The organism is Streptomyces sp. DT2A-34, assembly GCF_030499515.1.
Taxonomy (GTDB): domain Bacteria; phylum Actinomycetota; class Actinomycetes; order Streptomycetales; family Streptomycetaceae; genus Streptomyces.
The window spans coordinates 35,635-55,379 of record NZ_JASTWJ010000002.1 but is presented as its reverse complement, the minus strand read 5'-3'; the positions used below and the strand labels follow the sequence as shown (position 1 = coordinate 55,379).

General features: G+C 69.0%; 20 protein-coding genes. 11 read left to right on the top strand and 9 right to left on the bottom strand.

Going from position 1 to position 19,745, the window contains the following annotated elements; translation table 11 throughout:
- Positions 1-583: 583 nt before the first annotated feature.
- Complete coding sequence (locus QQM39_RS45615; protein ID WP_302004012.1) at positions 584-2,854, bottom strand: NACHT domain-containing protein; 2,271 nt, start codon at positions 2,852-2,854, stop codon at positions 584-586.
- A gap of 472 nt (positions 2,855-3,326) precedes the next feature.
- Between QQM39_RS45615 and QQM39_RS45610 the strand changes: the two genes are divergently transcribed.
- Genes QQM39_RS45610 through QQM39_RS45600 form a run of 3 tightly spaced genes read left to right on the top strand, consistent with a single transcriptional unit; the run spans position 3,327 to position 6,741 of the window.
- Positions 3,327-3,926, top strand: a complete 600-nt coding sequence (locus tag QQM39_RS45610; protein ID WP_302004011.1) for a helix-turn-helix domain-containing protein — start codon at positions 3,327-3,329, stop codon at positions 3,924-3,926.
- 23 nt (positions 3,927-3,949) lie between these two features.
- Entirely contained in the window at positions 3,950-6,022 is a 2,073-nt protein-coding gene (locus tag QQM39_RS45605; protein WP_302004009.1) for a hypothetical protein, read from the top strand.
- Positions 6,022-6,741 (top strand): helix-turn-helix domain containing protein, encoded by a 720-nt coding sequence (locus QQM39_RS45600; RefSeq protein WP_302004008.1) that lies wholly within the window; start codon positions 6,022-6,024, stop codon positions 6,739-6,741. Before QQM39_RS45605 ends, QQM39_RS45600 begins: the two co-directional genes overlap by 1 nt.
- A gap of 34 nt (positions 6,742-6,775) precedes the next feature.
- Here QQM39_RS45600 and QQM39_RS45595 read toward each other — a convergent pair whose 3' ends face one another.
- On the bottom strand, positions 6,776-7,408 hold the full coding sequence (locus tag QQM39_RS45595) for a hypothetical protein (protein ID WP_302004007.1): 633 nt from the start codon (positions 7,406-7,408) through the stop codon (positions 6,776-6,778).
- Between the two features lie 192 nt (positions 7,409-7,600).
- Positions 7,601-8,197 carry a hypothetical protein gene (locus tag QQM39_RS45590; protein WP_302004006.1) on the bottom strand — a complete coding sequence of 199 codons (597 nt, stop codon included), beginning with the start codon at positions 8,195-8,197 and terminating at the stop codon, positions 7,601-7,603.
- Positions 8,198-8,844: 647 nt separating this feature from the next.
- On the opposite strand from QQM39_RS45590, the gene QQM39_RS45585 reads away from it, so the two are divergent.
- The 3 genes from QQM39_RS45585 to QQM39_RS45575 all read left to right on the top strand — a co-directional run bounded on the left by QQM39_RS45585 (position 8,845) and on the right by QQM39_RS45575 (position 10,640).
- Positions 8,845-9,108: a helix-turn-helix transcriptional regulator gene (locus QQM39_RS45585; RefSeq protein ID WP_302004005.1), complete on the top strand. Its 264-nt coding sequence runs from the start codon at positions 8,845-8,847 to the stop codon at positions 9,106-9,108.
- Positions 9,109-9,279: 171 nt separating this feature from the next.
- Complete coding sequence (locus QQM39_RS45580; protein ID WP_302004004.1) at positions 9,280-10,140, top strand: DUF6083 domain-containing protein; 861 nt, start codon at positions 9,280-9,282, stop codon at positions 10,138-10,140.
- The gene (locus QQM39_RS45575) at positions 10,137-10,640 is read left to right on the top strand and encodes a hypothetical protein (RefSeq protein ID WP_302004003.1); all 504 of its coding nucleotides are present in this window, start codon (positions 10,137-10,139) and stop codon (positions 10,638-10,640) included. Before QQM39_RS45580 ends, QQM39_RS45575 begins: the two co-directional genes overlap by 4 nt.
- On the opposite strand, the gene QQM39_RS45570 is transcribed toward QQM39_RS45575, so the two are convergent.
- Positions 10,624-11,814 carry an IS110 family transposase gene (locus QQM39_RS45570; RefSeq protein ID WP_302004002.1) on the bottom strand — a complete coding sequence of 397 codons (1,191 nt, stop codon included), beginning with the start codon at positions 11,812-11,814 and terminating at the stop codon, positions 10,624-10,626. The two genes, QQM39_RS45575 and QQM39_RS45570, sit on opposite strands and share 17 nt — an antisense overlap.
- A gap of 240 nt (positions 11,815-12,054) precedes the next feature.
- On the opposite strand from QQM39_RS45570, the gene QQM39_RS45565 reads away from it, so the two are divergent.
- The 3 genes from QQM39_RS45565 to QQM39_RS45555 all read left to right on the top strand — a co-directional run bounded on the left by QQM39_RS45565 (position 12,055) and on the right by QQM39_RS45555 (position 15,018).
- Positions 12,055-13,524, top strand: a complete 1,470-nt coding sequence (locus tag QQM39_RS45565; protein WP_302004001.1) for a UvrD-helicase domain-containing protein — start codon at positions 12,055-12,057, stop codon at positions 13,522-13,524.
- Between the two features lie 276 nt (positions 13,525-13,800).
- A complete protein-coding gene (locus tag QQM39_RS45560) occupies positions 13,801-14,571 on the top strand; it encodes a hypothetical protein (protein WP_302004000.1) in 771 nt (256 codons plus the stop codon).
- 90 nt (positions 14,572-14,661) lie between these two features.
- Positions 14,662-15,018 carry a hypothetical protein gene (locus QQM39_RS45555; protein ID WP_302003999.1) on the top strand — a complete coding sequence of 119 codons (357 nt, stop codon included), beginning with the start codon at positions 14,662-14,664 and terminating at the stop codon, positions 15,016-15,018.
- 75 nt (positions 15,019-15,093) lie between these two features.
- Here the strand turns inward: QQM39_RS45555 and QQM39_RS45550 are convergent, their stop codons facing one another.
- Both QQM39_RS45550 and QQM39_RS45545 read right to left on the bottom strand, forming a co-directional pair.
- A complete protein-coding gene (locus tag QQM39_RS45550) occupies positions 15,094-16,023 on the bottom strand; it encodes a helix-turn-helix transcriptional regulator (protein WP_302003998.1) in 930 nt (309 codons plus the stop codon).
- 10 nt (positions 16,024-16,033) lie between these two features.
- Positions 16,034-16,297, bottom strand: a complete 264-nt coding sequence (locus QQM39_RS45545; RefSeq protein ID WP_302003997.1) for a hypothetical protein — start codon at positions 16,295-16,297, stop codon at positions 16,034-16,036.
- Between the two features lie 770 nt (positions 16,298-17,067).
- Between QQM39_RS45545 and QQM39_RS45540 the strand changes: the two genes are divergently transcribed.
- Positions 17,068-17,256: a hypothetical protein gene (locus QQM39_RS45540; protein WP_302003996.1), complete on the top strand. Its 189-nt coding sequence runs from the start codon at positions 17,068-17,070 to the stop codon at positions 17,254-17,256.
- A gap of 235 nt (positions 17,257-17,491) precedes the next feature.
- Here QQM39_RS45540 and QQM39_RS45535 read toward each other — a convergent pair whose 3' ends face one another.
- Positions 17,492-17,641 carry a hypothetical protein gene (locus QQM39_RS45535; RefSeq protein ID WP_302003995.1) on the bottom strand — a complete coding sequence of 50 codons (150 nt, stop codon included), beginning with the start codon at positions 17,639-17,641 and terminating at the stop codon, positions 17,492-17,494.
- Between the two features lie 653 nt (positions 17,642-18,294).
- Between QQM39_RS45535 and QQM39_RS45530 the strand changes: the two genes are divergently transcribed.
- Positions 18,295-18,543: a hypothetical protein gene (locus QQM39_RS45530; protein ID WP_302003994.1), complete on the top strand. Its 249-nt coding sequence runs from the start codon at positions 18,295-18,297 to the stop codon at positions 18,541-18,543.
- A gap of 64 nt (positions 18,544-18,607) precedes the next feature.
- On the opposite strand, the gene QQM39_RS45525 is transcribed toward QQM39_RS45530, so the two are convergent.
- A complete protein-coding gene (locus QQM39_RS45525) occupies positions 18,608-19,435 on the bottom strand; it encodes a hypothetical protein (RefSeq protein WP_302003993.1) in 828 nt (275 codons plus the stop codon).
- Positions 19,436-19,437: 2 nt separating this feature from the next.
- Positions 19,438-19,713: a hypothetical protein gene (locus QQM39_RS45520; protein ID WP_302003992.1), complete on the bottom strand. Its 276-nt coding sequence runs from the start codon at positions 19,711-19,713 to the stop codon at positions 19,438-19,440.
- Positions 19,714-19,745 lie beyond the last annotated feature (32 nt).

Here is a 19,745-nt window from a genome sequence, read left to right as displayed (position 1 = left end):
TGTGGATCGCACGGCCAACAGAGTGAGGCATTAACGGAAGATCCGGCCGCATCGATGTGCGAAAAATCCTCGGCAAGCAAGGATCTGCTCGAATAGGGCTGCACTGAACCGGAATGCGGCAATGCGTGATCGAAATTGACCGCTTCTGGTCGCGAGCTTTCTGATGCAGCGTTTCCCTGCGCGTGAAAAATCAGATGGGGCACACTCCGGCGCGCCCATGGGCGCACGCACGCCCCCGGTTGCATCCAACAGCTGACCGCGACGCAGGCGCGCCTGGGAAACCCTGTGGCGAGCAGTTCGTTGGCCGTGGGCCACGCACACCGCGACAGCACCCACTGCCCAACGCGCTTCCATGGACGGGTCAGCCGCTGAACCGCCCCCGCCGAGCGCCTACCGTATGCACGTCCGTATCGCCCGCACCAGCGCACCGGCCATCGCCCGTATGACGCTGGGACATCAGGACGTGGCACCGCACGCCAGCCGGGCCGCCAGGGAACAACCGAGTCCTCGTCTCACGCCCAGAACTCCAACTCGTCCGCTCCGGCGCACCGCTGCGGAACCTGGTTCCCCGCCTGCCGTTCGGTCAGGTCAGGCCATCGGCGGTAGAGGAAGACGGTGCTCCGCGGGTGGGGCTGGAGGTTGCACCGCTGCCCGGCACGCCGCCCCGGCTTCCCGGGTGAGCCGCCAAATGGTCCTGAAGCAGTGCGTGACGAAACTGGTAGACCGGCCCGACGCGGCGCAGGATGCCCAAACGATGGGCCTTCGTGAGGAACCGCATGGTGCGCAGGGGCAGTCGTTTACGCGTGAAGAGTTGGAGCCGAGCGGCGGTGAAGTATCCCCAACTGGTCGTGGATAGTGCCAAGATGATCCCGACTAATACCATGGCCAGCAGCTGCCAGCCCGCCGTCCGCGCCCCATCGAGCATGTTGTCCCAGGAACCAAAAAGAGGCAGAGGCGCACCAAGCAGTGACTGCAGCAGCATCAGAGCGGCTGCTGGGACGAGCATGATTGCTGCAGCGTATCGTCGGTCGGCCGCGAGAGCGGACTCTGGTGTGGCACTGCCGTCTGTGGCCAGGGGCACACGGATGAACCGCAGCAGCGCCAGACCGGCGGCGACGAAGCCGCCCAAGAGGAGCGGCGTGGTGTCAGCCGAGATCTTGCCCAAGACCTCCGCGAACCCGATGTGGGGGAGCAGGAACAGGAACGGCACGACGTTGAAGAGAAGGCCGAGGCCAACGGAGGCCGCAGGCACGGAAGCCAACTCGGCCATGAGTTGTCTTCCGCGCCCGTGCATCCTGAGCCGAGCCTGTGTGGGGAGAGCAGGCGGGCGCGGAGCACCGACCGCCAGCAGAGTCAGTGTGTAGGGGAGTGCACCCCATGCCATGCGATTGATCACGATCCATGGGTTTGGCGGGTAGGTGGGCTCGATCAATGGAATGCGGACCGCGATGTACAGGCTGCCATACACGATCCCGGCGATGCAGCCGGCTAACACGGCCACCCCGGGGGCCAACAGCCCAGCCCGACGGATGATCCGGTAGAGCCAGGGCGCTGTGCACGCCAGCAGGAAGACGGTGACCGTATGCGGAAGCGGTCGCAGCGTGAGCCATTGCAGGGACTCGGACAGCGAAGCGTTGGCCCATCGCTCTGGATCAGCCGCGTCAATGAGGGCCTGAACCAGGAACACGGCAAGCGCCAGCAGCAAGGCGCGGGGCAGCGTGCGGGCGAGCGCGGGGTTTGCCCGATACAGCTCCCACCAGGCGAAGTCGTAGGTGCCCCGGGACTGCAGGTGGGCAGCGAGGTGAGTGAGCCACCGTGGCATGTGGTCAAGCTGGCGGGCGCTTGGTGTGCGGGGATGCTGAGCGTCCCGGGAGATGAGCGCCGGTACGACCTCGGCGAGCAGGTGTGAAGCGATGCTGTCCGGGTCGGGGAAGCGGGCAGTGTCGGTGAGCTCATCGGGGGCGGACCGGTTCGCCGGCCCATATACAAGGCGAACCAGCGACACATTGAGGGGGCTTTGCAAGGCGAGAGCCACCGGGCTGCGCGGTTCCGCACGCAGACGGCGGGCCAACGTCCGCCAGCCTGGTTGCAGGTCACCGGGAGCGGCGGCCAGCATCAGAAAGTCTGCTGCCGACCCGCTGGTGACAGGCTCGGGCTCGATGACAGCGGTTCCGTTGAGAACGTCGCGACACTCGGCTACCGCCTGCTCGTAGGCAGCAGTACGGCAGGTCAGCACCAGAGGGCTGCCGTCCCCAAGAGCCTCGTTGAGCATGCTGAAGACACGTGCCTGGAATCGGGAGGGAATCTCGTCGAGGCCGTCGAGGACCGGCAGAACGCGACGGGAGGCAAGCAACTCACCTACGGCATCTGGCCCGTACGCCCCTGTATCGCGAAGGGCCGGATACTCGGAGACGATCTTCTGCAGTAACCAGGTTCTGAGGTGAGAGTGCTCCAGCACGTCCGAGGAGAGTGACAGGATCACGGGCACCGGTTCGCCCGGTTGGCGAGTGCGCAGCAGAACGAGGACGAGAAGTGCAGCCAGCGTTGTCTTCCCCGATCCGGCAGGGCCCAGGATGGCAAGTCGACGCCGCGGCAACCGGCGAAAGGCCGCAGCCGCACCGCTGGCATCATCCGTGCCGCAAACCAGGCCCTCTCCGATCAGGGCGGGGTGATCGGACAGGCCACGCGGCGTGTCGTTCCACCGCACTTCCAAGGGCCGGGGATCTTCCAACTGGCGCAGGGCCACCTCCCGCGCCCAGACGTGTTCAACCGCACGGCCCAGTGCATGCTCGGCAGCGTCGAGTTGCTCCCCAGTCGGCGGGACTTGCGTGCCGGAGTTCTGCCGCGCCCACACGATCAGAGCGGCAACGGCGGCCCAGGCTCCCAGGACGGAAGCGGCGTTGCCGGCATACTCCACACCGCGCCACACCCACATAGCGGCCATACCGGCCGCGATCAGAAGCGACGCTCCCGCCGTAACACCCCAGCGCCACCCCGGCATTGTGCACCTCGATCTGCCCCACGCCCGCGAACACCTGGCACAACGAGCCGGAAAACGGCAGGTGGCGGCCCGGGGGCGGTCAGCACGCCCAAGGCGTCTGCCAGGGTGCAGCCTGACGACCACCAGACGCAGGTCACCGAGCATGCGCCGTAGAACCCAGAACACGGTCCGCAGATCGCAACGCCCGCCGCCCCATCGAGGCGGGGGCCTGCCAGGGGCGCGTTCTCCAGCGTCCACGGTGGGAGTTTGACGCCCTTTCACTGACTGAGTAATTTACATTCCGAATCAGATATCAGAGTTCGCATGAACAAGGGGGATGGTGCGGATGCTGTTGACGACCGGGCAGGCGGCCGAAGAGCTCGGCTGCGCCGTCACGACCTTCCGGCGCCTCGTGCATGCCGGACTGATCCCCGGCCTCTCCCGCCGCGGAGTGCGCGTCATGATCCCCCTCAGCGCCGTGCAGGCCCTCAGCGCGCGCCGCGACGCCCCCCTGCACCACCTGGACAGCCAGGAGGTCGCTGTCTTGCGCGTGGACACTGCCCAGCCTGCCGACGATCCTGACCGCGACTGGATCGGCTTCGCCGCCGGCCTCGCTCCCGACAGCCTTTTGAAGGCCCTGCGCGGCTGGTGGCGGTGCGACGCGGCGAGCGTCGCGGGCGGGGGAGTGCTGCCGGTCACCTTGTCCGGCTATGTGGTGGCGGTGCTGACCGGGCTCCAGCACTGGGAGAAGAACGCCGAGGGCCGTCATGCCTTCCCTGACGCCCGCCTGGCCGGCTACGTCACCGACCTGACCACCCCCCACACCTCGATCACTTCTACCCTCGACAGCGACCGCCGGCTCGCCGAGCTACTGCTGGGCACCAGACTCGCCTCCCACTCGGGCGGGGCCATCGCCTACGTCACCACCCACACCACCGCCCGCTGAACGGTCCGGACAAGGAACACCCGATGGACGCACAGAGCTACAGCACCGCGCTTGCCGATCTGCGCGCCGTGCGGGACCAGATCAAGAAGACCCGGGCCACCCTGGCGAAGCAGGAAGCGGACCGTGACAAGCGGATCATCCAGCTGGCCTCCTACGAGAAGGCGAAGGCCGAGCGGATCGCCCCCGCGGCCGGACTGGGTGTGGCCGACATCGTCGCTCTCGCCCCGGCCCTGGCCCCCGACAGCCTGGCCGCGAACGACCCGCAGCCGCAGGCGCCTACGCCGCCCGCCGCCCAGGCCACCGCCGAATCCGCACCGCGCCCGCCGCAGCCCACTGCTTCCGCCAGCCGCGTTCCACGACCGGACCCGGCCGAGACGAGGGCCCCGCAGCTGCCTGGAGCCTCCGAGACGCCGCGGGATCTGCCCTCCATCCCCGCGGACAGCACCGGCGATGCCTGGTTCTCCCACACCTCGGGTCTCGCCTCCACCCGGCCGAACTTCACCCAGCAGGCTCGCTCCACCGTCTTCCTGGACACCACCACCGGCGTCCTGGTCCACCGCAACCAGACCCACCACCTTGACCTCGCCGACCGGTCGGCCGCAGACATCCTCACCGCCGTCTTCCACACCATCCCCGAGGGCGTGGAACGTATCTACATCACCGCCGGCGACCCCTGGCACCGCGACACCGGCCGCTACCCCTACCTGCGCGACGCAGTCTCCGCCTGGCTGAACGCCCCCACCCCCGGCTGGCGCACCGACACCGGCCGCGGCCGCGACCGCATGGCCGGACACTTCGTCCACGCCCGCAACCCGGTCGGCCGCTACCAGCGCGACAAAGGCGAGCAACACGTGGAGATCCGCTCGGTGGGGGAGTGGTTCGACATCGACGGCGACGACCCGCACACGATCCGCGACGCATTCGTGCTGCTGTGGCAGGCCCTGCGCCGCCACTGGAACGACGCCGTCCTCATGGGCTCCCCCTCCCAGACCGGCCGCGACCTGTGGACCCGCACCATCCCGCAGCGCGGCCAGTACTCCGACGGCTTCCCCGTGCTGTCAGAAGAACTACGCGGCCTGCTGCACGCCACCGCAGGCCAGGGCCGCAACGAACTCATCACCCCGCCCCGGGTCCCGGAGCAGCTGCCCCAACTCGTCGAATACGACCGCACTTTCGCCTACGCCAAGCACACCTGGAAGTCCCCGGTCGGCACCCCCCGCCGCATCACCGCACACACCTTCGCCGCCTGGTCTCAGAAGGAGCAGATGCGCGCCCTTTACGGGTGCGGGCACTGGCAGATCCGCGTGACCGTCCCCGACACCTGGAACCACGTCGGCCTCCTCCCGGCCCCCGCACCCGGAGACCGCGCCTGGCACTACCCGGCCGAACCCGGCACGACCTTCACCACCTGGGCCGGCGGCCCAGAAATCCACACCGCCCTGACCAACCCCCTGACGCCGTGGAAGATCGAAATCCTCGACGGCATCCTGTGGGACGACGGCAAACCCCTGGACGACTGGGCCAAAAAGCTCAAGGAGACCTGGACCAACCTCTCCGCCCAGGCCCACTTCCACGGCGCCGCCCAGCAAGCCCGCGCCGCCCACCTCGCCTCCCGAGCAGTGCGCTCCATCCTCCTGTACGGCATCGGAGCCTTCGCCCAGCGCCCCCGCATGGTCACCGGCACCACCCCCCGCAGCCTGGAACGCGACGTGCCGCCGGACGCCGAAATCATCGGCTTCAACGACGAGTTGATCACCTGGCAGAAGCCCACCGGCTTCGCCCGCGACCCCAACGCCCACCCCGAATGGGCCGCCGCGATCTGGTCCGGCGCCCGCGCCGCCCTCCTCTACCAGCGCCACCGCGACGACGACACCCACGCCGGAGCCCTGCACACCCCGCCCGGCACCGTCGTCGCCTTCCGCACCGACGCCCTCTACCTCACCCAGCCCCACAACTGGCCCTACCACCACCAGCCCGGCGACTACCTCCTGCGCGGCCACCTCACCGGCCCCGTCACCGCCCCCACCGCCGAAGAAGAACTCCTCACACTGCGCGATGCCGGACGCGCGGCCCTCACCACGGAACGGGAGGCCTGATGCCGCCCCGCCGCCGCAACCAGACAGGACGCCAGAGCGAGTTGAACGAGGCAGCACAGCTGGCCAATCGGCTCCAGCAGGCCGGCTACACCAAACGCGACATCGCCTGCATCATCAACCGCGACCCCTCCCTGGTCTCGCAGTTCTACACCAAGAACAAAGGCGCCGCCTTCGTCCCCGCCCTCCAGCAGGTCCTGGCCGCAGTCGAGACAGGCGGCATCACCGACCTGCCCGAACTCACCGCCATCGCAGCCCGCCACACCCAACGACGCACCACCGCCTCCGGCGCCCGCGCCCGGGTCCGCACCAAGGCCGTCCTCATCACCCCCGCCGGATCCGGCACCGGCCGCGTCAGCGCCCAGGCCATCGCCTCCGGCGCAGCCCGCCTGCGCCCCCTGATCGCCGAAGCCGCCCGCCTGGGCCTGCGCCTGGCCTTCACCGTCCGCCTAGCCAAGACCGGCTACATGCACCCCTCCGGCAGCCGCACCGACTCACCCGGCATCCGCCGCGACGTCATCCAGCGCGCCGACCACACCGAGGAACGCTCCTACGGCTCCGCCCAGACCGGCGGCTTCGACGCCGCCGACTTCGCCCGCCGCGTGGATGCCGCGGGCGGCGACGTCACCGCCGCCGTGCACCAGTGGCTGGTCGAGACCGGACGCATCCATCCGGACGCTCAGATCATCCACCTCGAGGTCCGCACCTGGCGCCCCCGCTGACAGCGCGAGGGGCAGCGCCACCCTGCATAGGCTTTCAGAGGTCAGCCTCTTCGGACTGCGAGTCGGCGTCAGACGCACCCGCTGACTCGGTTGCAGGGGCGGTGTAGAAGACGGACCTGCCCTGCTTGGTGCGCTCCGCCTGGCTCTTGGCCACGAGCCCTTCGAGCGTGACCCGCACGACCTTGGTCGCGATCTGACGCTCAGGGTGGGTCTGCTCGAGCGCCGCAGAGATCTCCGCAGCTGAGCGCGGTTCCTTCAGCTCGACAAGGTGGCGGCGAATGAGCTCGACCAGGGTGGGCTGGGCCGCCTTCGTGGCGCCCTCCGCCTTAGCCGCGGACTTCTTGACTGCTGCCTTTCCCTGCGCGGCTGTGGGCTTCCGCGTCCTGGACTTCCCGCCACGCGCGGCAGCAGCCTTCCGCCGCGGAGCGGGCACTGCGGCACTTTCGGACTCTGCCACAGGCTGAACCGGCGCTTCGGTGACGCCAAGCGCCTGCCGCATGTTCACCAGCACAGTGTGGTCGCGCTGCAGCGCGGCAAGCTGCTCCTGCAGGGAGGCGAGCTCCGCACTGATACGTTCCTGCTCCTTGGCGTTGCGTTCGAGATCACCGGTCACCTGGGCGACGTACTGCGATGTCAGTTCGGTGGCGGGAGCCGTTGACTCAGGCATGATGCTGACCTTTCCTCGGCGAATGACCGTGCTGCGGGGCTGCACCGCATGCGAGTGCTGCCCCTCTTGGGCGAGGGATCGGCGGCCCGGCGGGGAGCCGCAAGTGCCGCAAGATGCCTCGGCGTACAGATGGTACGGACAAACAGGGCCGGTTGTTCCTACCCAGTGCTGTCTTCTCGCCGTGAGACAGTCTCAGCGCTGCGGTGTTCTGTCCCGGCGAGGCAGTGCGGCGGGCCGAGTTGGTGCCTGCGGCTGCAGTTGCCAGAACACTTCGTTGGAATCGCGGTTGCAGCGCCAGGTGGACAGCGTGCGGATGCGCACGAGTTGGTCGAGCATGTCCGCGGTCTGCTGGGGGGAGTGCCCACACAGGCGGGCAAGGATGTCCATGTCGACGCCGCGGTGGTCATGAGCGCAGGTGTGAGCAGCGAGCACGAGTGCCGTCAGACGCATGGCTGGCGGTGCGGTGGCCGGCAAGGCCAATGGCGCGGGGTGCAGGGCCCAGTGAGCGGCGTGGCGGCGTGTGCGGCGACCGGGCACCTGGTCCAGGAGCGTGGCATCGCGCAGTTGCACCTCCACCGGCGCCGATTTGAGATCGGGCAGGTCGAGCCAGTGGGCCTGAGCCAGTTCCTGCCACAGTTCTCTGCACCCGTACAACCGCATGCCCCGCAGCAGGCCGTGCGGCACCCGCAGGTGCCCGAGGGCATCGGCGCGCAGGGCGCACTGCAGGGCGAGCAGTCGGGCGGCGGGAGAGGTGAACCTGGGCAGTGCAGTGGCCAGGTAGGTCAGCATCTCCTGTACACGCAGCCGCTCTTGGGATGCCGCTGGCCGCGGCCTGACGGGTGTGGGGGCCGACGCGCAGTTGGAAGGCCGAAGCCTGCGTGTCCCAAGGACCGTGTCCGGCACGATGGCAGTGTGACTGGTTGCAGCCGCGCAAGCGGCGCAGGCATCAGCCAGCCGCCATGTGCGGCCGCTGTGGTCGCGGGTGAGGGCAAGCAGAACGGGGCCGGCGCAACCGCGGTGACGCGGATGCCATGAGCACCCTCTTTCCCGGCACTGGCAGGTCCGCAGATGTCCCGGCAGCACATCGGTGCTGGCATGACAGGCCAGATGCGCCAGGACGGCGGACCTCGCGGACGCAGCCCTGAGGGGAGAGGTGTGCGCGGTGCAGTGGGCACAGACAAGACTTGGCCCACCTGCCCGTGAACGCAGTTCCACCGTCCAGATACGCCGCACTGCGACGTGCCCACCGGCAAGCCTCATCGGCTGGCTGCCCTCCTGTCGTTCAGCGCGACCGTGGCCGGTGCGCTCCATCGGAGGCACCTGAGACGGACGCACAGTAGTGCAGATTCCCACACCGCAAACCGCACCCTCCCACAGAGCCGAAAGTGCAGAAATTCGCACTGACAGGGCAGGTGGCTGCACCGTCGGATGATGGGGTGCCGATCTTGCAGCCCGAACCCGACCTCACCGCCCTGCGCGTAACGCTGGCGCGCCTGAGGGACGAACGCGGCTGGACCTTCGACCAACTCGCCGAACGCAGCGGCCTGGCCCGGCGCACCCTCATCGACCTCGAACACGGCCGTGCCGCCGGCAACGTCACCACCTGGCACGCCCTCGCGCACGCCTTCGACGTCCCCATCCAGGAACTGCTCGGTGCCCTCTGTGGCAACCACACCCCACCGGGTTCACAGGACGTCTGAAGACCGCCCCCTTCCCGCCGAGTACGGCACCGAAGAAATCACCCGAACGGCAAGCAGCCATAGAACGCGCGACCGTCACCTGGTTCGTGTGTTCGAGGGTGTAGGGCCAGTCGAGGGACACGACAGTCGCCATGTGCCCGATGACGAGTGCCGCCTGGCACCGTCCCCGCCATGTGCCCCAACCACACCCCCACCGGCTGCCACTGGGACGGCAGCCCACGTCTCCTGCATCCTCGCCGCCCCCTCCAAGTGGCCGCAAACAGCCCCAGCCGCCTGCTGCGCCACGGCCAAAACGGCCGCTGCCGCCAGTGCGGCAACCGCATCGACCTCTACCAGCGCGCCGACCAGCGGCCCATCGCCCTACACCCCGCCGAACTGACCGCCGCTCACGTCCCCGAATCCTGCCGCTGGCACCTCAGCAGCGGCATCGCCCACCCGCACGATGACGACAGCCCCTGGTGCCGCATCCCGCACGCCGTCCTCTGCCCGGCCCGCACCCCCACCTGCCAGACCAGCCCCTACCTCGAGGCGATCCGTCGCCAACTCGCCGTCCGCACCCGCCGCCTGACCGACACCGGCGCTATCACCCCCGCCCCGACCCCCGCATGCGGACAGGCAGACGACCCCGACACCCCCGAGCGTCCCATCGTGCAGCTGCTGCTGTGCCGCTACCTCGCCAAGCACGCCGTCGAACACATCCGCTGCGTGGCCCAGACCCGCCACCGTCACCGCTGCCCCCACCCCATCCGCGCCCTCACCGGACCCGCCGGCACCTGGAGACTGCTGCCCACCGGACCCCGCCACGGCCAACTGGCCCTGCCCGACGTACTGATGGCCGTCTACGACCTGGGCCACCTGCCCTACCGCGAGCAACTGCGCTGGCGCGCCCAACGCTGCCCCCAACATGACGCCACCCCCGGCGCCGCCGACCTCGCCCTGGCCGAATGGCAGCCCTTCGACCCCCTCCAGCATGCAGCACACATCCGAACCCGCCTGCCCCACCCTGAGGGCCGCCAACTCGGAAACCAGTGACGATGCCCCACCACGCCCTGGAAATCACGCTGACCCGGCCCCTGACATCGGCCGAACTCCGCCACGCCGCCCAAGCCTGGCCGCTCGCCGCCAACCACAACGCCACCCGCCTCATGGCCCTCGCACACGCCAAAACCGACGAACGCGCCGCCCACCGCCTGCGCCAGCGCCTCACCACCCGGCTGCCCATCGACGTGATCACCACCCACTACCCGGACGCCCACGGCCGCGTTCTGCTCAACGTCGCCTTCCCGCTCGCCGCTCACACCGCCCTGCAACGGAACGCCCGCCGCGCAGGCCTGACCTCCGAACGCTTCGTACGCGAGGCCCTCCACCGAGCCCTGGCTGAGCACGCCGACCGGGAGGCCGACCGACTCGACTACGCCGTACGCCAACTCCTCGCCAGTACCACTCCCGCGCACCTGCTGTCCGCCGTCGGGCACGCCCTCACCCTCCCCCTGAAAGGACTTCCCAATCGTGATGTCAAGCCGCTCCCGTGACGGGAGGTGAACCTTGATAGCACTCTCCGTCACGGAGCATCGCCCACAGGACGTTGAGCCTGCGGCGGGCGAGCGCGAGCAAGGCCTGCTTGTGTCCCTTCCCCTCGCTCCTCTTGCGCTGGTGGAACGCCTTCGAGGCCGGACAGCCCTTGAGGCTGGGCATGGCCGACAAGTACATCGTCCGCTGCAACCCTCGGTGGTAGCGCCTGGGCCTGCGCAGGTTGCCGCTGACACGGCCGGAGTCACGGGGTCTGGGAGCGAGGCCGGCGAAGCCGGCCAGGCGGTCGGCACTGCCGAAGGCGTCCATGTCGCCGCCGGTGGCGGTTATGAACTCGGCGCCGAGTTTCGGTCCCATGCCGGGCAGGCTGCGGATCACCTCGGCGTGCGGATGCTCGCGAAACCGGGCCTCGATCAGGGCGTCGAGTTCGGCGATCTCCTCATCGAGGGCCATCACCCCCTTCGCGAGGCGGGCCACCATGACGGCGGCCAGCTTCTCGCCCGGCAGTGCCGTCAGCTGTGCCTGAGCGGCATCCACGGCTGTCCGGGCCAGTCCGGTGGCACCGCGGACCTTGCGGTTCTTCAGCCAGGTCTCGATCCGCTTGGCGCCGGCGCGGCGGATCGCGGTCGGGGTCTGGTAGCCGGTCAGCAGCATGACCGGGCCCTTGTTGACCAGGTCCAGCGACCGTTCCAACGCGGGGAAGATCTCCAACAGTTGGGCGCGCAGGCGGTTGATCTGCCGGGTGCGGTCAAAGACAACGTCCAGGCGCCTGGTGGTCAGGATGCGCAGATCGACGGCGATCTCGTCGCCGGGCCGCAGCAGGCCGAGATCGCGACGGACACGGGCCTGGTCGGCGATGACGAAGGCGTCCTTGGCGTCGGTCTTGCCCTCGCCCTTGTAGGTGGCCGAGGCGCGGTGGACCGCCAGGCCGGTGAGGTAGGCCATCGGCTGGCCGTGGCTGAGGAGGAGGCCGATGAGCAGGGCGGCGCCGCCGTGGTTGAGGTCGACGGCCCACAGCGCGTCGGTGGATATCTCCAGCACGTCGCCGATGAGCTGGAGCAGCTCGGTCTCGTCGTTCAGGACGCGGCGGGACAGCAGCCGCTGACCGTCCGCGTCGATCACCACGCAGTGGTGGTGTTCCTTGCCGATGTCCACCCCGGCCCAGATCTCGGGCACGTTCCCTCCGCCAGCTCGTCGTCACATCAATCCCGCAGACGACCTCGCCGACGTTGTCCTACAGCAGCGATCGAGTCGCGTCTCCCAATTGGCGGTCGAGTCGTCGCGGGGCTCCGGGCGGCCAAGTCCTTTGAGCCTTGCCAACGGCACCCGCATGACAGCCATACCCAGAACCCCTGGGCCATCCGATCTTACGAATGACCAGATCAGACCCATGCCTTGAAAGGTAGGACTCACCCCATGAACCCCACCGACGAACAGACCGCAGCAGCCGACGCCTTCCACGCCGGCAACCACCTCGCCCTGCAGGCAGGCGCCGGCACCGGAAAAACCACCACACTCACCCTGCTCGCCCACGCCACCACACGCCGCGGCCGCTACCTCGCCTACAACCGCGCCATCGCCCAGGACGCACGCGCCCGCTTCCCGAACACCGTCCAATGCAAAACCGCCCACGCCCTCGCCTACGCAGCCGTCGGCCACCGCTACACCCGCCGCCTGAACGCACCCCGCCGCCCGGCCTGGCAGACCGGACAGGCCCTCGGTATCACCAAAGCCCTCCGCATCGGAGAACGCGAAGTCACCCAAAAAGCACTCTCCAACGCCACCCTGCGCACCGTCACCCAGTTCTGCCACACCGCCGACGAGGCCATCACCCGCCACCACGTCCCACGCCTGCGCGGCCTGGATGACACCGACCTCCACGCCCAACTCGCAGCCCACATCGTTCCGTTCGCCCGCAAAGCCTGGGCCGACCTGCAGCACCCGGAAGACGGCGCCGTCCGCTACGACCACGACCACTACCTCAAGGCCTGGGCCCTCACCCAGCCGCGCATCCAGGCCGACTTCCTGCTGCTGGACGAGGCCCAGGACACCAACCCCGTCGTCGAACAGATCTTCCTCGCCCAGCGCGACCACGCCCAGCTCGTCATGGTCGGCGACTCAGCCCAGGCCATCTACCAATGGCGCGGCGCCAAAGACGTCATGACCGGCTTCGACGGCACCCAACTGACCCTGTCCCAGTCCTTCCGCTTCGGCCCCGACCTCGCCGCGGAAGCCAACCGCTGGCTGCACCTTGCCGACGCCCCGATCCGCCTCACCGGCACCCCTGCCGTGCCCACCGAACTCGGCCCCGTCACCCACCCGGACGCCGTACTGTGCCGCACCAACGTCGGCGCCATGGCCCAGGTCATGACCCTCATGACCGCCGGATGCCGGGTCGCCCTCGCCGGCGGAGGCGACAGCCTCCAAGCCCTGGCCCTCGCCGCCCGCGACCTGAAAGAAGGCCGCCGCACCCACCACCCCGAACTGATCCTCTTCCCCAGCTGGGGCGACCTGCAGGACTACGCAGCCCACGACCCGGCCGGAAGAGACCTGCAGCCCCTGGTCAACCTCGTCGACACCCACGGCACCGACGCCATCCTCGACGCCGTCGCCCGCCTCGCACCCGAACCGCACGCCCAGGTCACCGTCTCCACCGCCCACAAGGCGAAAGGACGCGAATGGGCCCGTGTCCTCATCGCAGACGACTTCGCCCGCCCCAACGACAACGCCGCTGACGAACAGACAGGCGCCACGAGACCACCCGACCCCATCGACGACGCAGAAGCCCGCCTGGCCTACGTAGCTGTCACCCGTACCCGCCAGCGCCTCGACCTGGGAGGCCTGTCCTGGATCCACGATCACCCCGACGGCGTACCGCCCCGCTAGAAGCTCGCGGACCCCGCCTACCCCGGGATCTCCTCCTTCAGCGAGTTCCGTATCCACGGAACGCGGGCGGAGGTGCCGCTGACGGGCTCGTGATCCGAGGCGTCCTGCGGGCCGCGCAACGCGGTCTGTCGGAAGGCCGGTTGAGATCTTTACGCTCTGCCCATGTCGAAACAGCAGCGGGGTAAGAAGCACCGGACACCGCAGAAGCGGGTCGCCCATCCCTCCTTACCGCGTCCGCGCAGGGCGGCTCCAGCGCTGCCGGGGAGCATGGATCACATGGCGCGGATGCTGGAACACGCCAAGCCGGACCAGATCGTGGAACTGGTGCTGCCCTTCCTGTGGGCGGCCCTCTCCGACGGCCGCGCGCCAGCGAACATCTGTGTCGATGCGTGCCTGACGCTGCGGAACGCCTACGGCCAGCTGGGAGTGCGGGCCGAACTGCTGCCGGTCACCGTGGCCATCCGGAAGAAGAACGGCGCCGGAACCCTCTACGGCTCGCTCACGCCGAGCTGGACGGGAACCTCGTGGAACGGGCACTGCGCCCTGGTGCTCCCCGACTCCGAGCGGTTCGTGGACCCGACGATCGAGCAGTTCGACGAGGTCCGGAAGATCGGCATGGGCCCGATGGTCGGCAAGGTGGCCATGTCGACCCGCGAAGACGGCTCGCTGGTGGAGCCGGGAGCGCAGGTGATGCTGCAGCGCGGTGACCTGGTGCTGACGTACACCGTCGCCGGTCCCGAGGCCCTGGCCTCCATCGTGGAACACCCGGAGGCGATCGCTCACGCCGACGGCCACCGACGTACCGGAGTGAACACCGCCTCCCTCACGCTGGCCGCCCTGCGCGCCGAGGGCGTACGCGGCCGGGCGATGCAGGCCCCTCACCCGAGGCTGCACGCTCTGCTGCGGGCTGTTGGAGACGCCCCGTACGAGTCGGACGAGGCGCAGGACGTGCGGTTCCACCTGCCGGATCAGAGCGGCCGGGAACAGTGGCTGCGGCTGGACGAGATCCCGCTGCCGCCGAGCACTCCGGCCGCCTGGCCGCGCTGAGCCGGGACGGACCTACCGATCCCGAACGGCCTGTTTGTCGGCACCCCCAGTCACGATGGCCACACCCAACGATCTCCGGGAGGGGACAGCGTGACGCACGTCTGGATCATGCGGAAGAAGAACAGGCCGTCCGTCGGGACCTCCAAGTCCGCCCTGGTGCGGGCCGACGCCATCACCCACCTGAGCATGTACGAGAGCCAGGTCCGGGCCTCCGAACTCGGCTCCGACGAGGTCGCAGTGCTGGTCGACACCGCAGACGGCGGACACGAAGCCCCGCCGCTGCCGGACGACTTCCACCTCACCCTGCTGTTCGCGGTCAGCGCGGCGCAATGCGCGGGATGCCACCGACGCGAACGAAGAGGATCGCGTCCTGGTCGCTCAGCTGGACGACGGGAACTGGGCCTGCGGGAGTTCCGGCCGTCCGAGCCGGAACCGGAGCCGAGCTGACGACGCGAACCGCACCCGTACGGAGCCCCAGGGTGGCCCCGGGGCTCCGTACGTGCAACGGTCGCCCTCCAGCTGTCAGAAGAGGGCGCCGGGTGCTGGCTCCCGCTCCAGCTCCGAGTACGGGATGGCGAAGGACAGCTGCTGCTCGGACGGTTCGGAGTACTTGCCGAGAACCCGTCCCATCTGAGGCGGCCGTAGGCGCCCCGGCACCTCGCGGCGCTTCACCACCTGGACGGGCATCCGGCGGCCCGAGCCGGCGCGGACGATGAGGATCTCCCCATCGGCGTCGGCGACGACGCGGTACTCCTTCTGGAAACGCTCGCGTAGCCGCTTGTCCACGCGCGCCGTCGCGAGGATGTCCTTCGGCGTCAGCGCCATCGCCTCGAGGATGTCCACGTCCGCTGTGGAGCTGCCCAGCGCAGCGAAGTCGTCGTGCTTCTCGTGGCGCCATGCACGCGTCCAGGCGTTCTCCCAGTCAGGCCAGTCCGCCTCCGGCACCTCGCAGGCCCTCAAGTACGCCTGGAACTGCGACAGGCCGTGCGGCATCGCCTGCTTGGTCCTGATGCGGCGCGCAGTGCTGCTCGGTAGGGAGCCGAATCCGCCCGCCCGCTGTTCCATGGTGCGCAGCGCCGGGGAGCCTGCCTTCTCGTACAGGTCGACCAGGGCGGCACCCAGGTCGGCGAAGTCGCGGATGAGCTCTGGACGCGGGGCGGGCAGGCTGCGGCCGCCGCGCGCCAGGCGGGTCTCCTCATGGCGGGCCCGCTTCCACAGTCGCCGCGCTTCGTCGGGCGAGGCGTCGCACGCCCGGGCGTAGTTGAGCACCGTCGGCAATTTGGGCACGGTCTCGCTGGAGGCAGCCCGCTGCAGCGTCGTTGCGTGGCAGCCGGCCCGCACCGACAGGGCGCGGTAGCCCTGTCCGGTGCGGGCCCGCTGGTCGCGCAGCCACTCCTGCAGCTCGCGCAGCGCGGTGTTGCTGGTGGTGATCGGCTTCTCGGGACGGCACACGACCGTCACCTCACGCAGCCGGACCCAGCAGGGCGTGCAGCGCGGCGCGCAGCCCTCGGACCGGCGCCCCAGTGACCAGGCCGACCACCAGGACGGCGGTCAGCCCGGCGCCCGCAAGCACCTGCAGCACGACCGGCACGGTCATGCCCGCGACCGCGGCCAGGACCGCCGCCACGGTGACGATCACGATGATGACGATGGCCTCGGCGCTGCTCAGGCGACGGCGGGACGAGGATCCGGTCTCCACGCAGGAGACGGACTGGGACTTGGGCACGGGGCCTCCCTGCTCTTCGGGTCCGGCGACCCACGGGCCGCCGGACACCAGCTGCTGACTCCAACTCGGCGAACCACGCGGGCGGTTGCAGCCGCCCTCGGCGTGGTTCGCCGAGGACAAGATGGTGGCAGCCGCAAGAGGCTGTAAGTCCCTCCCCAGGGTCTTTCGGGGGGTGTTGATGCGTGCGCGTGTCAACGCATCCATAGATGCGTTGACACGGAATGTGTCACGTAGCGTCAACTCCTTGCCCCGTACGTAACGGTGACTTGGGGTTCTCTCACCCAAATCGAGATCGCCGACGGTGTCAGTCACCCGTGGTAGTGAACGAGTTGATGCAGCCGTGCGCCAATCGCGGTTGCGTTGATAAGAGACTCGCTGCGACTATCCGCGCACCCGGGCTTGCACCGAGAGGGGCGGGCCCTGCCCTGATTGCTGCTGACTCCAACCACAAGCCGAACAGGGACCCCACGGACTCGCGTTGCAGCGCGAGACCTGCCGAGAGCCGGTAACCGCAGCGCGGTGCCGGCTCTTTCGGTATGTACGGGTTCAGACGGCGGCGAGGGCGTCCACCAGCTGCCGCAGCGCACGCAGCGCGTCCCGTGCGCCGGAGGCGTCCACCAGTTCCAGGAGCGCCGTTGCTAGGGCGAGGACGTCGATCAGGCGCCCGGACCGGACGGAGGAACCTCGCGCAGCGCGGCCCAGAAGGCGGACCCTCGACGAGATCCCTGGCCTGACCGACCGCTATGCCCAGGCCCTCGTCGAGGTCGTCGATGCCAAGCTGCACGCCCGCGACCTCGCCCGCCCGGGGGCCGCATCCGGTCGACCTGATGGACATGCTCCAGCAGTCCGTACGCGAGGCCCACGTCGACCGCGTCGAGACCGAGGACACCCCGTCGACCTCGCAGACCAGACCACCACGGCATAGGCCGGGCGGGGGCCCACCGAGGGCGCGCGTGTAGAAGGGCGGCGTCACCAATCCGGGAGTCTGTAGGCCAGGTTATAGACCGGCGTGCCTTTTCCCGTACGATTGATCCACGTGGATGACGCGTAAAACTTGACGCAGAGGGCCCCTTTCCCGGGCTCCACCCCAGGTCCAGGGCCCTCCATCCGCGACACAGCCGGTGAGCCCGGTCGTCCATCAAGCGGCCGGGCTTACTGCTGCTCCGGCACTAACGCCCCCCTCACAGTTCTCCCTCAGGAGAAGTGCTGCACCACGAGGTTGGCGATGCCCGCGAGCACCGGCGACCAGTCGATCAGAAGCTGCCGGGCGAACCGGCGCCGTTCCCGGCGCCGCTTGGCGGCTTCCTCCTCGTCACCGTCTTCGACGGGTGTCTTGCCTTCCATGTGGCCTCCGTGGCGTCCGAAGAAGCCCGGCAGGGCTGCCGGGCCTTCACCAGGTGGTGAAGTACGAGGCAGACGCCACGAAGGAACGTCTCTAAGCATAGAGGGGGGCCTGACAACCGAAGACCCGGGCAACCACAACTTCTGGGCTCCCAGGCGAGCCTGATGAGCACTCAAATACGTCCTCGACCTGCGCCGAAGCTCGCAGTGGGGGATTTGTGAGCTTCACGAGAAGACACAACGTGTAGTGCCAGGAACGGTGTTGCAGACCCGCCAAAGGGTCCAGTTTCGGCACCCCGGCGAGGAGCAGGTCGTGCGTCCAGCACCGTCCGGAGCAGCAGCAGACGGCGGCTGTCACACCAAGTTCGGCCCAGCGCGGGAGGCCGCCGACCGGGGCAGGTGATTCACCTCTTTTCATTCGAGCGTATGTTTGGCGCAACCTTTCGAAAGTAGCTGCCGTTGCGCGGCCTTGTCCGTCCAGCGTGATTGAGGGCTCGACCACCTCGTACGAGGCCACCGTCACGGCCCGGCATCGGCCAGGAGTCGAGACGTACGTCCCGTCCGTCGTGAATCCCGGATAACGCCAACTCGCCCGCCGAATCGGTCTCAACAGCCAAGGACAGCCACCTGCCGGCGCGAAGTTCGTCTCCCGCAGCGTGCCCGCCGGTACGACGGTCCGCAGCTACCGCGGTACCGACGCGACCGTGGACGTCTGGTGCAGCACCGTGTTCGGGTTGACCGGTCAGGGCGTCAAGGAGATCCCCATCGCAGACGGGTGGGTCACCATGTCCGTCTCCATACGCTGGACCAAGGCCAAGCGGTGGCTGGTCACCGACCTGCCCCAGCACGACGGGCCGGAGCCGTCCGACGCAGGAACGGACGTCGGCCAGGCCCCGGACCTGTAGTTCTCGTGCCGACACGGCGAAGCGGGCCGGAGGGGCAATCTCCGGCCCGAGTCAGATGACGGTGTTACCCAGACTTCGTGGAGCCGGAACCGTCGTGGTCGGGCATCCAGGGCGGAGTCTCCCGCGCTTCCGACGCCTTGAGCCGACGCCAGATAAACGCCCACGCGGGGTCGCGGATGCCGCAGGCATCAAGGAACACCATCATGCGGTCGTAGTCCGGAAGTTCCTTGCCGCGCAGCATGTCACTGATCGTGCTGCGCTTGAGGACTCCATTACTCCGGACTTCCAGTTCGCGCAGCGAAGGGGACCCGGCCCCCTCGTGTACCGCGCGCAGCGCCTCGATGAGTTCCTCCGGCTCGGACACCAGGATGGGGTCCGGCTCGCCGGGCATTGGCAGCGGCGGCCCATCGACGCGGGATCGCCGCTTTCGCATAGGGGCCGATGCGGCTTCCGAGGCCAGGGCCCCGGCAACCCCCGGTGCAGCCTTCTGGTCCTGGGCGCGTGCTTCCTGTTGCTTCCGGAACTCTGCTTCGGCTTTCACCCGTAGCCGCTGGAGACGGTCACGGTCTGTCGGCGGCAGTCCCATCGCCAAGCTGAGCAGGTCCAGTTCCGCGCGTGCAGGCACACGTGTGCCGGAGAGGACCCCCGCCACCTTCGCCGGCGGCAGCCCCGAGGATTCCGCGAGGCCGCGCACATTGAGGCGTTCTCCCGTGGCGTCCACTCGCTCGGTGATGTGCTGGAGGAGCGCCTGGGAGAGGGTCGGCCGCTCGAAGTCGTTGGCGTCCGAGTCGGACGATGCGACGGGCTGGTTGGCACCGAGCCTCTTGAAGCCCGCCGAGAGGGCCGGCCCCGCAGCATGGCTCACGAGCGTGGCGACTTCGAAAGCGCCCATGCTCACACACCCCCATGAGCGGAAGCTGCCCGCAGACGGCGCGGGCGGAGGATGCGCCGGACGTCCGCGTTGAGGTTGGCGAGACCGCCGAGGAAGACGCCGGCCGCCACGGCTCCGAGTGCTTCAACGCCGTGTCCCACCAAGCACATCCAGATCAGGGCCGCCGACCCGAGGCCGCCGGCCATAGCGTGGAGGAAGGGCACGACGTGCAGCGCACGGCGAACGAGGAGACGGATACGGCGGAAGCCGAATCCCTTCGAGACTTCGGGGGTGATCACGCACCCCGGGGAGACCGGGAGAGGCTAGAGAA